At 48.0% G+C, this 14,338-nt stretch carries 15 protein-coding genes; 4 read left to right on the top strand and 11 right to left on the bottom strand.

Annotation, left to right across the window (positions count from 1 at the left end; all coding sequences use genetic code 11):
• Positions 1-9: 9 nt before the first annotated feature.
• Both ACI2NF_RS03055 and ACI2NF_RS03050 read right to left on the bottom strand, forming a co-directional pair.
• Positions 10-1,362 (bottom strand): hypothetical protein, encoded by a 1,353-nt coding sequence (locus ACI2NF_RS03055; RefSeq protein ID WP_400153037.1) that lies wholly within the window; start codon positions 1,360-1,362, stop codon positions 10-12.
• A complete protein-coding gene (locus tag ACI2NF_RS03050) occupies positions 1,355-2,356 on the bottom strand; it encodes a hypothetical protein (protein WP_400211049.1) in 1,002 nt (333 codons plus the stop codon). Before ACI2NF_RS03050 ends, ACI2NF_RS03055 begins: the two co-directional genes overlap by 8 nt.
• Positions 2,357-2,438: 82 nt before the next feature.
• Here ACI2NF_RS03050 and ACI2NF_RS03045 point away from each other — a divergent pair, with 82 nt between their 5' ends.
• Positions 2,439-3,284 (top strand): carboxypeptidase-like regulatory domain-containing protein, encoded by an 846-nt coding sequence (locus ACI2NF_RS03045; protein WP_400211048.1) that lies wholly within the window; start codon positions 2,439-2,441, stop codon positions 3,282-3,284.
• A gap of 7 nt (positions 3,285-3,291) precedes the next feature.
• On the opposite strand, the gene ACI2NF_RS03040 is transcribed toward ACI2NF_RS03045, so the two are convergent.
• Genes ACI2NF_RS03040 through ACI2NF_RS03025 form a run of 4 tightly spaced genes read right to left on the bottom strand, consistent with a single transcriptional unit; the run spans position 3,292 to position 7,158 of the window.
• Complete coding sequence (locus ACI2NF_RS03040) at positions 3,292-3,855, bottom strand: FumA C-terminus/TtdB family hydratase beta subunit (protein WP_400153036.1); 564 nt, start codon at positions 3,853-3,855, stop codon at positions 3,292-3,294.
• Positions 3,852-4,763 carry a fumarate hydratase gene (locus tag ACI2NF_RS03035; RefSeq protein WP_400211047.1) on the bottom strand — a complete coding sequence of 304 codons (912 nt, stop codon included), beginning with the start codon at positions 4,761-4,763 and terminating at the stop codon, positions 3,852-3,854. The genes ACI2NF_RS03040 and ACI2NF_RS03035 overlap by 4 nt, the downstream gene beginning before the upstream one ends.
• A gap of 32 nt (positions 4,764-4,795) precedes the next feature.
• Positions 4,796-5,809, bottom strand: a complete 1,014-nt coding sequence (locus ACI2NF_RS03030; protein WP_400153034.1) for a hypothetical protein — start codon at positions 5,807-5,809, stop codon at positions 4,796-4,798.
• Complete coding sequence (locus tag ACI2NF_RS03025; RefSeq protein WP_400152549.1) at positions 5,806-7,158, bottom strand: glycosyltransferase 87 family protein; 1,353 nt, start codon at positions 7,156-7,158, stop codon at positions 5,806-5,808. Before ACI2NF_RS03025 ends, ACI2NF_RS03030 begins: the two co-directional genes overlap by 4 nt.
• Before the next feature lie 404 nt (positions 7,159-7,562).
• Here ACI2NF_RS03025 and ACI2NF_RS03020 point away from each other — a divergent pair, with 404 nt between their 5' ends.
• Together ACI2NF_RS03020 and ACI2NF_RS03015 are read left to right on the top strand one after the other, a co-directional pair.
• Positions 7,563-8,576 carry a GHMP family kinase ATP-binding protein gene (locus tag ACI2NF_RS03020; protein WP_400146212.1) on the top strand — a complete coding sequence of 338 codons (1,014 nt, stop codon included), beginning with the start codon at positions 7,563-7,565 and terminating at the stop codon, positions 8,574-8,576.
• Positions 8,569-9,126: an SIS domain-containing protein gene (locus ACI2NF_RS03015; RefSeq protein WP_400211046.1), complete on the top strand. Its 558-nt coding sequence runs from the start codon at positions 8,569-8,571 to the stop codon at positions 9,124-9,126. Before ACI2NF_RS03020 ends, ACI2NF_RS03015 begins: the two co-directional genes overlap by 8 nt.
• Positions 9,127-9,135: 9 nt before the next feature.
• Here the strand turns inward: ACI2NF_RS03015 and ACI2NF_RS03010 are convergent, their stop codons facing one another.
• Positions 9,136-9,882 (bottom strand): glycosyltransferase, encoded by a 747-nt coding sequence (locus tag ACI2NF_RS03010; RefSeq protein WP_400146215.1) that lies wholly within the window; start codon positions 9,880-9,882, stop codon positions 9,136-9,138.
• A 67-nt stretch (positions 9,883-9,949) separates the two neighbouring features.
• Complete coding sequence (locus tag ACI2NF_RS03005) at positions 9,950-10,387, bottom strand: GtrA family protein (RefSeq protein WP_177971590.1); 438 nt, start codon at positions 10,385-10,387, stop codon at positions 9,950-9,952.
• Positions 10,388-10,488: 101 nt separating this feature from the next.
• Here ACI2NF_RS03005 and ACI2NF_RS03000 point away from each other — a divergent pair, with 101 nt between their 5' ends.
• Positions 10,489-10,842, top strand: a complete 354-nt coding sequence (locus ACI2NF_RS03000; protein ID WP_400206755.1) for a hypothetical protein — start codon at positions 10,489-10,491, stop codon at positions 10,840-10,842.
• A gap of 81 nt (positions 10,843-10,923) precedes the next feature.
• Here ACI2NF_RS03000 and ACI2NF_RS02995 read toward each other — a convergent pair whose 3' ends face one another.
• The 3 genes from ACI2NF_RS02995 to ACI2NF_RS02985 form a co-directional block, all read right to left on the bottom strand.
• Positions 10,924-11,850, bottom strand: coding sequence for a branched-chain amino acid transaminase (locus tag ACI2NF_RS02995; protein ID WP_400211045.1), 927 nt, complete (start codon positions 11,848-11,850; stop codon positions 10,924-10,926).
• A gap of 84 nt (positions 11,851-11,934) precedes the next feature.
• Positions 11,935-13,455, bottom strand: coding sequence for an HAD-IIIA family hydrolase (locus tag ACI2NF_RS02990; RefSeq protein WP_400211044.1), 1,521 nt, complete (start codon positions 13,453-13,455; stop codon positions 11,935-11,937).
• Entirely contained in the window at positions 13,452-14,312 is an 861-nt protein-coding gene (locus tag ACI2NF_RS02985; RefSeq protein WP_400211043.1) for a damage-control phosphatase ARMT1 family protein, read from the bottom strand. The genes ACI2NF_RS02990 and ACI2NF_RS02985 overlap by 4 nt, the downstream gene beginning before the upstream one ends.
• Positions 14,313-14,338 lie beyond the last annotated feature (26 nt).

Below are 14,338 nucleotides of genomic sequence, written 5' to 3'. Positions count from 1 at the left end.
AAACAGTATTTAGGCACTATCATCAGTGACGACAGGGTCTTCCTGTATGAGCGAACGATGGCGATAGATGTAGTACAGTATCAACAGGATGCCTATGTACTGTATGACATTTCCAGCCATCGCAAATATCTCCATATATGTCAACGGAAGGCTTCCGCACAACGCTTTGGTCGCTGCTATGACGGAATCCACTGATATCAGATCGGTGAACACGGCCAATGGCAGGAGCAATGATGTCAAAGCGCTCACCGACTGCATGAAACCTCCGACGGATATCAATCCCCATGATCCCATCAGACCCTTTGGCATGACCATGATACAATAGACTAGGAATGGGAACAGTGACACCACATACTGTGGGTTCGGAGGATAGATGAATACGACGGCCAAAGAGATCAAGGAATACCACATGAATCTGTTGATCGGGTCGCCATCCTGTGGTTGCTTGATCAGTCTTATTCCTAATATCAAGGACACGACCATGGAGACGGCACCGACAATGACCGCACTGTAGCTGATAAGATAGTCCAATATCTCGCTCTCGGATGATACTGTCGCACGATCGGTAATGAAACTGAATGCGGACATGATGTTTCCATCCATGATGTGCGGGAACATTATCACCAAGGTCATAATCAATGCACCACTGAATGCCTTCGCGACATTCATCATGCTTTCCTTCCTATCCGCTCCTTTCGAGAATGCATAACCTACGATCGGGAAGAATATGAACGCTGGGAAGAACTTGTTGAGAACTGCGATGGCGAAACATGCTCCGGCAGACATTGAATGGTTCTTGCGTAGCAGAACTATCGAGAGAAGGACCATGGTCGCAGAGACTATATCCGGCATACCCAAGACCGTGTATGCCGCGAATATGGTCGGACAGAGGAACGTCAACAGGAATGCCACTTGCGCCTTCCTCTTATTTTTCGTAACATCGTCCACCAACCAGTACATCATGTATGCCAATGCCACATCGAATAGCAGAAGGATTACTTTGTACGACATCATGAATCCGACAGATGTCACATTAGCACTGAAATCCATGTAATTTCCATTCTCGAAACCGATGAAATCCATCACTCTGATGCCCAATTCCCCGATGTTGAAGAAGAATGAATCGAACATCGACACAAACCCCAGGATGTAACCCCAGACTGGAGTGTAGTAATAACCTCTGAGACCGTAGAGCCCCTCGCCCATCTGTATGTTCCTGGTTACGATGGCCCAATAGTTCGTATCGAATGTGTATGCCAAAGTCATCATCGATATCTTGATGATCAGACCGATCGCAAGCATTGCGAGGATCGGATGTTTCATGTTGAAGAAGGAATCCTCCAACTTCGATGTGTCAAACATTGAAGGCCCCTCCGCGTATGGTGTATATGCCACCTATATACAGGTAGGCAACATCTCCCATGCCTTCGAATGTGCCGTTAACCGTCCCTCTGCATGCATTCCCGGTCACGTGCTCTACGATTGCGGTGTCTGAACGTACCCCTGAAGCTATTATCTGTCCGATATCTGCCATCTGTTCCAAGGATGAACAACCTGCGATGACACATATCTCGCCCATACCATGTTTCACGAACGACACCGAAGCGTAACCATCCTGCTCATATCCAATGCTAAGGTCCGAGGACGATATCTTCATCCCATATGTGACACGGCTGTTCTGTAACGACAAGGACTCTCTGAAACCATTCTGTATCTCATTCTTTGCGACGAATATGTCACTTACATTGATACAATCGTTAGAATTGAAGAATAACATCTGATTGTTAGGCACCATGACGAGCCCATCATCAGAATGATAATATCTTCCGACCTCCGAGCCCACCCAATAGAGATGCCCTCCGTTCGATATCCATTTCAACAGGATGTCGTTCTCATCACCTGTGTAGACCGATTGCGGCAAGGCATATGATGACACCAGGATCGCATGCTTATTCGGTGATGCCATCGTATCGTTAAGATAATCATACAACCCTTTGGAATCGGAACAGATGGTCTTTACGCCCCTTGCCTCCAATTGCTTGGAGTATTGTTCCGCCAAATATGGCTGATCGAATATGTAACGAAGATTGTTATCCTTCATCTGTCCGTAGTGTGAGTCGTATCTCTCGTCCTTGAAGATGAGGACATCATCCACCTTATCTGCATCGGAGAATAGGATCGCATCGAATCTTGATGATCCGGATGATGTTACCGAATACTGCACCTTCGTTCCATCCGATGATGCATTCACATCATACTCGTATATGTCTACAGCGTAGATGCTACATTCGCCGATTATGATGATGGCGCAGAAAATAACCCCGATCAACAGGAACACATCCACACGTTTAGACATGGGAGCGTCTATCCACATACAGATATTTTAACTCTAAATAGTAGGCGATAGAAAATATAAACCTGCAGACAGATAACGTCATATGAGAGACATATTCAAGATTGCACTAGTGATGGTCGCAGTAGCGATAGTCATAGTACCTATGTTCGATGAACCGTCATCAGGTGGCGATAGTTTCTCTGCATCGATCGAAGGATATGTCAAAGTCAATGGCGTACTCGCCTATAACGACTCGATAGAGATCACCATCCACTACCCTCTGACAGCACCTGCATCGGAATACACGAAGAAGAGTGTGATAGGATTGGATGATAGCGGACATTTCAGGATTGATGGGATACCTCGCGATACCTATGCATCATCCTGTCTCATCTCATTCACATTGAACGGATATTCCATCAGTAATCTTCCATCGCAGATCCAAAGCACGAGCGAAGTGATAGATGGTCAAGTATGCTACCGCCTATCCTCGACGATCGGCAAATTGGACGGCAATACCACATACACACTTGGAGACAACGATCTCTATTCGATATCCATGTTCAGATCCTATGGTTCCGTCAATGGGAGGATCGTCACGGATACGACCACGCCTGTCGGATTGAACAGTGCATCCGTTTCGATAGAAACGAAAGGCGGCGCCACGGTTGCGACTGCGAGGACATCGGATGGAGGTTACTTCAACATCGATAAATGTTCTACGGGGTCGTATGTCATCATCGTCAAGATGAATGGTTACAAGACATACTCAAGCGACATAGTCATAGAACAGACGAAATCCACAGACCTTGGCGAGATCCGTATGTCCAGTGACAACGGTCTCTTCGGAATGGATTTCAATCACGTATTGATGTCGCTTGCCGCAATCATAACGATAGCGATAGTGCTGTTCACCACGGTCTACATGATCCACAGCAAGAGGAAATGATACGGATTCATCTCCTCAGCGATGATCTGACGTTCTCGTAAAGGCTATCGCCGTTAGAATCCATGGCAACAACCAATGGTCCTAAACGATTGGAATCGAATCTCCATATGGATTCTGCCATACCGAGGTCCTTCCATTCCACACCATCCACTTTGGACAGTCCTTCAGCCAACGTGACTGCCGCTCCGCCTGTCGCTGCGAGATAGACACATCCGCATTCCTTCATCGTCTCCGCCACCTCGGACGACATTCCGCCTTTGCCGATTATCGCACGGACGCCGAATTCCTTTATGAACCTAGGTTCCAAGGAATTCATCCTTGCACTTGTCGTAGGTCCTGCTGCGATCAATTCGTAACCGTCATCCCTCTCGAGTATGATCGGTCCGCAATGATACAATGTGCAACCGTACAGGCATTCAGGCACGTCCTTGCCATCATCAAGATACTCGAGGGCACGGATATGTGCTTCATCCCTTGCGGTGATGACCTGGCCTGAAACGTATACGATGTCTCCGGCCTTCAATGAGCGCACTGTCGATTCGTCAAGAGGACTCTGAAGATATCTCATCATTCACCCTCCTGCATGTATTCCACCGTTCCATTCGGCATGATCCTTGCAGTAGCTCTCCTCGTGGCCCAACATCCTATGTTGACAGCCACTGGAAGACTTGCTGTGTGACAGCATGCCTTCTTTATCCTGACAGCGAGGACCGTGGAATTTCCTCCCAGGCCCATAGGTCCAAGGCCGCTCTCATTGAGCTTTATGAACAGTTCCTCCTCCAACGCATCCAACACAGGATCGAGATTCCTCTTGTCTATAGGCATCAGCAATGCTTCCTTCGCCATTGATACGCAAGTATCTGACATCCCGCCTATCCCGACACCCACTATGGATGGTGGACATGGGCGACCGCCTGCATTGAGAACGGTGTCGATGATGAATCTCTTCACGCCGTCCACACCTTCGGATGGATTCAGCATGGCCAACCTGGTCATATTCTCCGAACCAGCACCCTTCGGTAGAACGGTGATCTCCATGAAATCATCATCCGTCGGATGATAATGTATTATGGGCATGCCCTCTCCGAGATTGTCCCCTGTGTTCTCCCTTGTCAATGGATCCACTGCGTTAGGCCTGAGAGGTATCTCTTTGGTCGCTCTCCTTATGCCGTTGGCGATCTCGTCGCGTACGGATGTGTCGAATCTTCCAGAAACATAGAATATGGGGACACCAGTGTCTTGACACATCGGTTTTCCAAGGAACTCTGCCTTCTTCACGTTGTCCATGATGCAACCGAGTTGAGAATATGCAATCTCATTCGTCTCCCATCCCGCGGCCGCTTCGAGAGCCCATCCGATATCATGCGATAATCTAGTGTTTGATAAACGAAGAAGTTTAACGACGACATCCTCCACTGTTTCTGGCAATACTATCATGATGTCGGCATCATACAGATACACGGATAAAACCGTGTCCATCCGTAACGGGATTATGACAGAATGGATATGCTTCAGAATCCGTATCTCTGAGCATATGCACAATGATACTTACCGACGGATATGTACAGCGACAGATCCCCGTGCACACCAGAGAGCGTGAATCTATCGGACAACCCCCTGTTGAATTCGGATTCGTGATAATCGATCACTTTGGTCCTATAATTGAGCCCGGATGCTATCGATATTGCCACATCATGTATCTGCCTTGAAGTGAACTCCCCTCCAAATACGACGATCTGACCCTTTCCGCATTCAACGAATGTGACTGAATTGTAACCTCCATCGCAGTAACCTACGCCCAATGCCATCCTATCTTTGATAGCATCCGCATTCGGGGAATACAGAGTGATCATCGACTCATACGAGAACTCCTTGCGTAATTTCGAACTGGAAAGAGCACCCTCAGATGATTTGGAAAGATCTGTCGTCCCTATCATGGTTTGACACATGTCGATCTTCGATATTCCGTTCGATGATGAGGAATATGATCCTATCACATTCCCTGCCCAATATAGATATCCTCCTCCCTCGATCCACTTCATGAGGATGTTGTCCTCAAAGAGGATATCGGGTATCGCACCGGATATCATCACCAATCCTTTACCAGCGATCGTACCGTCCGATATGTCCTTCACAAGGGCATCCCTCAATTGGATGGTGTTGACTATGGTGACATCCGTCACACCTCTGAACCTCAGATTCTTGGTAAGTTGATCGATGTAGTATGATTGTGTGAAGAACTGTGAACCGACTGCAGTGATTCTTTGCTCATTGACATTGGATGCGTATGATGGATCGTAATACATACGAACGCTCTCGACCCCGCTCATACCGCCATCATCCATCAATATGGCCTGATGCACGAATGCGCCATTCGCATTCACCGAATAATCCACAGAATCCCCAGAGATCGTTGCAGAGGATGAGAATCCACGATCGGATGGAAGATATGCATAGGCCTCCCCTGCGATTATGATAACCATTATCACTACCACTGCAACAACGGAGAATGACATCTTCTTCATTCCGGCTCCTCCTTCATGATGCGCATCTTCTCCGCTATGGCCCTGAATCTTGGGTATCTTTCACCGAACAGATCGGATACCGCATACAGTACGAACAACCAAAGCATGACCGCCCAAGCTATCGCCGTGACCACACCAATCGGCATCGATGACGAATACCCTATGGTCGTAAGGAATGCTACGGATATGTCGCTCAACCACGCGGGATCGACGACCCCGAAATAGACCGATGCCATCGCTAACAATGACGGACCGACTGAGAAGAACGCATCGATTATCAAAAGTATCGACATCCATGAGAATAACTTCCCGTATGATCTCCTGTCATCAGATATCATGGCGAAGAGGATGATCGGTGCCATGAACGATGGCGCGTACTGGTATCCTCTGCTGATGATCGTAGCTGCTGCCAACAAGGTTCCTCCGTAAAGATAGAGGTACCTGTCAAGATCCTCAGTCCTTCTCTTCATCCCGATGAATGACCATACCATCAGCACGATCATCAATAACAGCATCAGGGTCAATCTTACGGATACGAGGGTGTTGTACCACTCATACTCCGTCACGGTGTTCATCCTTCCTGTGAAGAATCCGAACACGATATCCATCTCGCCATTGAGGAACTGCGGTGTCAACAGTATAATCGTAACGATCAATGCACCGACAGCCGCCATGACCGTTCTCTTGATCGCTCCTGCATTGTCATATCTTGCGAACAGATATGCTACGAAAAGAAGAAGGCAGACACCTGGGAATAACTTCAACCATACCGCCAAACCAAATGATAATCCTGCAAGTAACGACCTATCCTCACGTAGCAATTGTACAGTGAGGAGGAACAATAATGTCGATATCGTATCGAACTGCCCCTGAACGGATGACATATAGATGACGATGGGACAGAAGCACCACATGGCGGCAGCGGTAAGACCTTTGTTCTCGCTCTTGGTGAAATCTGATACTATCTTGAACAAGATGTATCCGACGATCAGATCGCAGATCACCAATGGCATCTTGGTAGCCAATGCTATCTCTGGTGACACGATCCATGCCTTCATTGCTGTCGTCTCCAACGGCAACAATGATTCGAATACATCCCCGAAGAACGGGATCAATCCGAATGTCTGTATCACCATATCCACGAATGATAACAAATAACCCCAGATCGGAGTGTAATAGTTCCCGTCCAGACCATATATCCCATTCCCAGAATTGACCGTCTGCATGATCCTTGGCCAATACTCAGGGTCCCCGAGATGTGAAAGGAAAAGCGTTGCGACCAGATGCAATATGAATGATATTACCAGAATGGTTGCCAATTTCCCTTTCGTGGTCATGTTTTGGAACATTGCCTAAGTATCCCCATCCTTCAATAAAAACCATCTTGCGAAATCCGTTGTATTCGTCATGAATTTCAAAAAGGAACGATTGATCCCGAAGTTGTCTAGGACTTTATGACTTCATGGTCGTTCCGCTTCTCTGAAATTACAACAAAGACATGTGCAACTTCACAACAGATATGAACGTGAAGCGGATCTTTGCGTAGAATCGAATATAGGGGTGAAATGTGAACGACAATCGCACACTTAAGAGTCTAGAACCTCGATACGAACAGATGAAAGTGCTCGTTTTCATGCGTAAGGGTGCTCGTTCTAACCCTAACTTATATAATACAAGATTAGAATAGACATGGGCTATCGGGAAAAGGTCCTACGGATGATGGAACTCTTCCCAATCGCGGAGAGGTTATAGATTGACCGAGTACATCAGAGCAAGGGCTCCTCTGAGAATTGGTATCGCCGGGGGTGGCACGGATGTGGATCCGTATGCATCGACCAACGGCGGATGTGTATTCAACACCACGATCAACAAGTACGCATACTGCACCTTAGTTCCACGTGAAGACGACATAATGAAGGTCAAATCACGTTATTTCGGCAGATACAAGACACGTCTCAACCACGTTCCGTTGAAATTCGATGGAAATATGGATCTGGCGAAAGCAGTGGCCAATCATTTCGAATTGGATCAAGGATTCACCATAGATATCCACTCGGACGTACCATCAGGATCCGGACTCGGCGGTTCTTCCACTATGATCGTTGCCATCATCGCCGCTGTTGCGGAATGGAAAGGCGTAAAGATGACGAATCATGAGATGGCCGATCTCGCATACAGGCTTGAGAGAGAGGATATCGGCCTCAAAGGTGGGAAACAGGACCAGTATGCCGCAGTCTTCGGAGGATTCAACCTCATAGACTTCGGAAAGGATGAGGTCAATGTCAATCCGGTCGAGATCGATGAAAGGATCATCGATGAGCTCCAATGCCGTTCAGTGATGTGCTTCACAGGCATGTCCAGGGAATCCGCGAAGATCATAGATTCACAGGTCAAGGCATTCAAGAACAATCAGAACACGGATGCGCTGGATCAATCCAAGAGATTGGCCAAGGACATATGCGAGTCCATAAGGAAAGGAAAACTGGACGAGGCAGGTACACTCCTTGACGAATCCTGGCAGTATAAGAAACAATTCTCCAACAATGTTACCAATCGTAACATAAACTCCCTGTACAACATTGCGAAGTCACAAGGCGCGATCGGAGGCAAAGTCTCTGGTGCAGGAGGGGGAGGCTTCATGTATTTCATTTGTGAATACGATAAGAAAGCGATAGTGGCCCAAGAACTCAAGAAACACGGCGCAGAGATCACCGATTTCATGTTCGAGCCCAACGGCGTGAAGACATGGAGGTTCAAGAATGAATGATTATATCGAGAATGAACTGAGAAAGAGCTCCGAGACCATCTCTAAGATCGATCCAACAGAGATCAGGAAAGCGGCGGATATCATCATTGAGTCGCTCAGGAATGGCGGTCAAGTTATCTTCATGGGCAATGGAGGTTCATCCGCTGATGCGCAGCACATCGCCGCGGAATTCTCTGGAAAATATATGTTTGACAGACCTGCGATGGCAGGGGTGTGTCTCTCCAACATAGCTCCAGTGACTGCGATCGGTAACGATTATTCATACGATCTCGTCTTCAAGAGACAGGTTGAAGCGATCTGCAGGAAAGGAGATGTTGTCGTCGGCTTGAGTACATCAGGCAATTCCAAGAACGTCATCCTTGCGATGGAGGCTGCCAAGGAAAGGGGAGCCAAAACACTCTCGTTCACTGGTGATGGTGGAAAGATGAGGGAGATCGCGGATCACGCAGTAGTGATACCTTCCAAAGAGACCCCTCATATCCAAGAAGGTTATCTTGTCGCATGCCACACCATGTGTGGCATCGTTGAGAAAGAGATGTTCAATCTCTGATCGATGGGATCAGTTCTTCCCATCGTCCCCGCACAACAGCTTGTCACAGACTCTAGCGCAGAGCTTACCGAGTCTACCCATCTGGTGGAATGTCGTGACAACGACCTTAGGACTTATGTGGGATTCACCGGCCGCTCTCTTACCAAAATCATATTTAATAGTGGATATCTTGAGATCTCTGGGGCCGTATTTCAGAAGATCCATCAGGACCTTCCATCCTTTCCTCTCCACATCGTTCCAATGTTCCTTTATGACAGGAACGAAGACATCGCATCTGCCCGCGTAGAGGCCCGACATGACATCAGTGGTTATGCTCTTCCTCAGTCTGAAAAGATACAGATCGGCCATGATGTTGAACGCCCAGGATCCCACCCAACGGACGAATCCCAATGCGAATCTGTCATTCCTCGTACCTACGCAGAGATCATAACCTTCCTCCATCTTCGCATACATGTCGCCTAGTGCTGACGGAGGGTGTTGGAAGTCACAGTCGATCGTCATGAAATAATCTGTACCGCATTCGACGATACCCTGGAAGCAGCTTATCGCAAGGCCCCTGTCGTTAGGATCCCTTGTGACCAATTTGGTCTTAGGATCGTTGAGCTCCTCTATGAGCTCCTTGGATCTGTCCGTGGAGTTATCATCCATGAAGAAGATGTAGAAATCGGGATAGAGTTCCCTGATGGCTTTCGCCATGTTGACTATGTTTTTCTCTTCATTATAGGTCGGAATGATAACTGAACACGTCCCTGCCATCTGCTTACCTTCAATCGCACTATGAAGATACACTATTATAATGTTGAGCCGTGAAATCCGAACGGCATCATCCTTTCTTAAAGATGAGGTATTTGCTGAATATCCAATTGAGTACGATCTCGATCACGCTTGTGACGATCTTCGCCAAGAAACCATCCGTACCGAAGAGACTCTGATTCAATCCGATGTTGTACAACAGAGGGAACAGGAGTATGGCGATTATCCCAGTGAATATCCTCGCTCCGACGAATGAACCGAACTCTTTGATGACCTTCCTACTCTCCAAGGATCTCGATTCGAACACGTACCACTTGTTCACGACGAACGCGAACGATACACCGACTATCCATGATAGGATGTTGGAGACATTGATATCCAATCCTATCCACACGAATGCGGCATAGGCCAACCAGTTCACGACAGTGGTGAGAACGCCGAATATCAGGTAGAGGATCACTTCCTTGTGTTCCCTGAACGTCCTATTGCACTGTTCGTATAGATGCATCGTGGATGAATTGCCTCTGCCCTATTTAACAGAATAACATCATTCGTTATCGAACGAACATGTGGCTGTAAGAAAGCGTTTAATAATTGATAACAACATGAATGAGGCATCTGTGTCAGGTTAACCCTGATACGATGGAGTTCGAAATAATGACTGGACTTGAGTTCCTTACGATCATCGTCTTGGCATTCGCCGTAGTCATGGTCTTGGCAGGTCTCTTCACCACTGGATTCGGATACGGGAAGAGCAGGGTCGCTGGTGTGATCATGCTCATCATGGGAATCGCCGTCGGAATCATATGGGCGCTCCTCGCTGGTAACGGCGATCTTGTGGAACCCATCTTCGATGTCGATGTGTGGGATGTATTCTGGAATGGATTCGTCAACCTTGTAGGTATCCTTATCGGTGCACTCGTCGCTGTAGGAATATTCCTTGTAGCGATATTGAAGAGTTAAACAAGGCCCGTATGGGCCTCATCTTTCCCTCTTTTAGTATATAGAATATAGAAATATGGTGGGGGTTGCCCCCGACCAGAATCAGTTTACGTAGTCGAGCCAAGCTTCGTACTTGGGATCCTTTCCGCGAACGATGTCTGCGAACTTGCTGCGGATCTCCTTCGCGACGGGACCGATCTCTCCTGAGCCGATGGGCCTCTCATCCATGTAGGTCACAGGTGCGACCTCTGCTGCGGTACCTGTCATCCAGACCTCGTCCGCTGTGAGAAGCTCGATCCTGCTGATGTTCGTCTCTTCGACCGTGTAGCCGAGATCCCTTGCGACCTGAATGATCGAATTCCTCGTTATTCCCTGAAGGATACTGTTCGATGGATCGGGAGTTTGGATCTTGCCCTGTCTGTAGATGAAGATGTTCTCTCCGGTACATTCTGCGATGTATCCGTTCGAATTGAGCATGACAGCCTCGGATGCTCCGTGTGAAAGTGCCTCCTTCTTGGCAAGGCATGATGTGATGTATGCTCCGTTGACCTTAGCACCTGCAGGTGAACAAAGGTTGTCCGGCCTCTGCCATGAGGATGTTACGATCTTAGCACCCTTATCAGCGCCTTTCCCAAGATATTCTCCCATGTGGACCGCTGTTACGGACATGGATACAGGAACATTCGTCGGATTGATTCCGACCTCCTCTCCAGAGAGGAAGATGCATGGTTTCACATAATCCACGTCCTTGTTCTCTCTGACCGTCTGTTTAATGGCTTCTGCGATATCATCGAAACCGTATTTCTTGCCATCGAATACGAGTTCGATGCCAACGACCTTACATCCGTCCATGAGTCTCTTGACGTGATCCTTGAGCCTGAAGATGGCGGGTCCTTTCGGTGTGTTGTAAACACGGATTCCTTCGAATACACCTGTACCGTAGTTGAGTGCGTGCGCAAGGACATGAACCTTCGCGTCTGCCCAGTTGACCATCTTTCCGTTAAGCCAAATCTTGTCAGTCTTGTCCATTTTCACCATCTTCCGTTAAGCACGATAATGCCTATGAATACTGATTTTAATAGTTATATATATGTTCTATCCGCGAACTTGTTCTCAAGCATCTATTATATCGTTGACAGCGTCGACGAATGTATAATCGCCATCGACCTTGATGGGCTTGACCCCTATGTTCCTGCCGAACTCGATATCCTTGTCCGAATCGCCGACCATGAACGAATATCTTGGATCTATGCCGTATTTCTCGATCGCTTTCAAGCCCAACATCGGTTTCGGTTTACGGCAATCGCATCCGGCATCGGGAAGATGCGGACAGTAGAAGATATCGTCTATCACACCTCCTCCGGTAGCAAGGAGGTCCTCACGCAACTTGTCGTGAATCGCGTCCAATCCCTTCTCGTCGACCATACCTCTGCCGATGACGGATTGGTTGGTCACCATTATCACCAGAAAACCAGACCTATTCAATGATGCTATAGCATTCGAGACACCTGGAAGCAATCTGATATCCTCTGGTCTGGAACAATGGCCCACATCATCATTGATGGTATCATCCCTATCGATGAACACCGCTTTCCTCTTGTATGCGGTGCGGTCGATGGCTCCCTCGATACTCATCCCATCGGGTATGATCGCTCCATCACCGATGACGGTATCCTTCAACATGGCCCCTTTACCTACGATGCAACCTTTTCCGAGGATGCTGCCCTCTATCCTAGCACCGTGTATGTTACAATGCGACATGATCAGGGAATCGGATATCGTGGAATCCTTGACGATACAATCACCATGGATGACGGTGTCCTTCACACAGCATGCCGATACCTTCGATCTTGAACCTGAGTAGAATGTTCCTGATATCTCACATGAATCTACCGATGAATCATCAGGGCTCTCTTTCCTTGCCGCGGTCTCAAGATTCGCGTGGAAGAGGTCGTATGGCCTTCCCACATCCCTCCAATGCCCATCCATCCTGTGTCCCTGCAATCTGTATCCATTCTCCAGAAGTATCGGGAACAGATCCTTGGATAGATCGAACGGTTCCCCCTTCGGAACGAATCTCAGGACATCCTTGTTGAACACGTACACTCCGGCGTTGATGAGGTTAGAGAATGCTTCCTCCTTCTTCGGCTTCTCCTTGAATCTTGTTATCCTTCCGTCATCGTCCAACCCTACGATGCCGAACTGTGTTGGATCGCTCACTGTGGTCAACGCTATGGTCACAGATGCATCATGTTCGAAATGATCCCTTATCTCCTTCCCGACATCTATATCTATGAACACATCGCCGTTGACGGCTATGAACACGTCATCCAACCTATCCTCCAGGAGTTTCACCGCACCGGCGGTACCCATAGGATGGTCCTCGTAGGAATATGTGATGCTTATCCCCTGTCTGCTCCCATCGCCTATGGCAGAAGTCATGTACTCCGATTTGTAACCGCATGCGAGTATGACGTCCGTTATCCCTTCCTTAGCGATGGAATCGATGAAATATTCCAAACAAGGTTTATCCAGCACAGGCAATATCGGCTTAGGGCAATTATCCGTCAACGGTCTCAATCTTGTCCCTTTGCCTCCGACCATTATCACGGCCTGACGTACCTTCGGGGTCATTCAGCCACTCTCACAACGTTGATGTTCTCTGGAACGCCCAATGACCTTGCGACAGGACCGCATTTCGTCCTGAGGATGAAGACCTTCGGCATCCCTGCATCCTGATCGGACAATGATTCGTAATTGGCCATACCCTTGCATATCATCATGTCCGCCCTGTCGAGTTCCTCCTTCAGATCATCCTTCGCCTTGGAGAGCACCGCACCTACCGCGAACGTTCCCGTGGATACCGTACGATCCAATATCTTGTCAAGACCGATACGCTCTGCATCCTCCATGGTGACATCGTTCAGGATCCTCTCTCCCCTCACGACACCTACGACGCGGACGCCCATCCTCTGTATCTCCCTTATCAGCAATTTATCGAATTGAGATTCTCCGCAATTGTCGAAGAAATAAAGGACAGATTTTGAATCTGTCAACAATTCCTTCATGCGTGCCGTATCATCGGAACCTATCCCTTGATCCAAGAGCTTCTTGAATACCGCACGGAATTCCTCCGGGGATGACAATGATACTCCGAAATCCATTATGTTCCCGATGACAGCAACCCTGACCGCTGCAGAGAACCTATCCTCTGCCGAATCGACATATCCCATCACCTGATCGAGATATTCCTCGGCTATCCTGTCCGCATCCAACTTTATCTTGATGTATGGATCGGCACCCATCACCTCATACACCGACCTGTGCACCTCTGTAGCTACCTCTGCTGAATTCCTTCCGACAGCATATTCCTTGGCGTATGCCCTCAATGCTGCACCTACAGCTTCGGATTCGCATCCGTTTTCCAACAATCTTGCTTGAAAAAGCACCCTCTTCATCAAACATGGTACGCAATCAGGTGTTAGCTTCATATGATTCCATATGACCGCACCGATAA

Source organism: Candidatus Methanarcanum hacksteinii (assembly GCF_964305265.1).
GTDB classification, from domain to species: Archaea; Thermoplasmatota; Thermoplasmata; order Methanomassiliicoccales; family Methanomethylophilaceae; genus Methanarcanum; species Methanarcanum hacksteinii.
This window is presented reverse-complemented; position numbering and strand designations above follow the sequence as displayed.

Bases quoted from the DNA above. Each gene is read 5' to 3' on its own strand.
- ACI2NF_RS03055 (WP_400153037.1), bottom strand. From the start codon at position 1,362: ATGTTTGACACATCGAAGTTGGAGGATTCCTTCTTCAACATGAAACAT.
- ACI2NF_RS03050 (WP_400211049.1), bottom strand. From the start codon at position 2,356: ATGTCTAAACGTGTGGATGTGTTCCTGTTGATCGGGGTTATTTTCTGC.
- ACI2NF_RS03045 (WP_400211048.1), top strand. From the start codon at position 2,439: ATGAGAGACATATTCAAGATTGCACTAGTGATGGTCGCAGTAGCGATA.
- ACI2NF_RS03040 (WP_400153036.1), bottom strand. From the start codon at position 3,855: ATGATGAGATATCTTCAGAGTCCTCTTGACGAATCGACAGTGCGCTCA.
- ACI2NF_RS03035 (WP_400211047.1), bottom strand. From the start codon at position 4,763: ATGGACACGGTTTTATCCGTGTATCTGTATGATGCCGACATCATGATA.
- ACI2NF_RS03030 (WP_400153034.1), bottom strand. From the start codon at position 5,809: ATGAAGAAGATGTCATTCTCCGTTGTTGCAGTGGTAGTGATAATGGTT.
- ACI2NF_RS03025 (WP_400152549.1), bottom strand. From the start codon at position 7,158: ATGTTCCAAAACATGACCACGAAAGGGAAATTGGCAACCATTCTGGTA.
- ACI2NF_RS03015 (WP_400211046.1), top strand. From the start codon at position 8,569: ATGAATGATTATATCGAGAATGAACTGAGAAAGAGCTCCGAGACCATC.
- ACI2NF_RS03010 (WP_400146215.1), bottom strand. From the start codon at position 9,882: ATGGCAGGGACGTGTTCAGTTATCATTCCGACCTATAATGAAGAGAAA.
- ACI2NF_RS03005 (WP_177971590.1), bottom strand. From the start codon at position 10,387: ATGCATCTATACGAACAGTGCAATAGGACGTTCAGGGAACACAAGGAA.
- ACI2NF_RS03000 (WP_400206755.1), top strand. From the start codon at position 10,489: ATGAGGCATCTGTGTCAGGTTAACCCTGATACGATGGAGTTCGAAATA.
- ACI2NF_RS02995 (WP_400211045.1), bottom strand. From the start codon at position 11,850: ATGGACAAGACTGACAAGATTTGGCTTAACGGAAAGATGGTCAACTGG.
- ACI2NF_RS02990 (WP_400211044.1), bottom strand. From the start codon at position 13,455: ATGACCCCGAAGGTACGTCAGGCCGTGATAATGGTCGGAGGCAAAGGG.
- ACI2NF_RS02985 (WP_400211043.1), bottom strand. From the start codon at position 14,312: ATGAAGCTAACACCTGATTGCGTACCATGTTTGATGAAGAGGGTGCTT.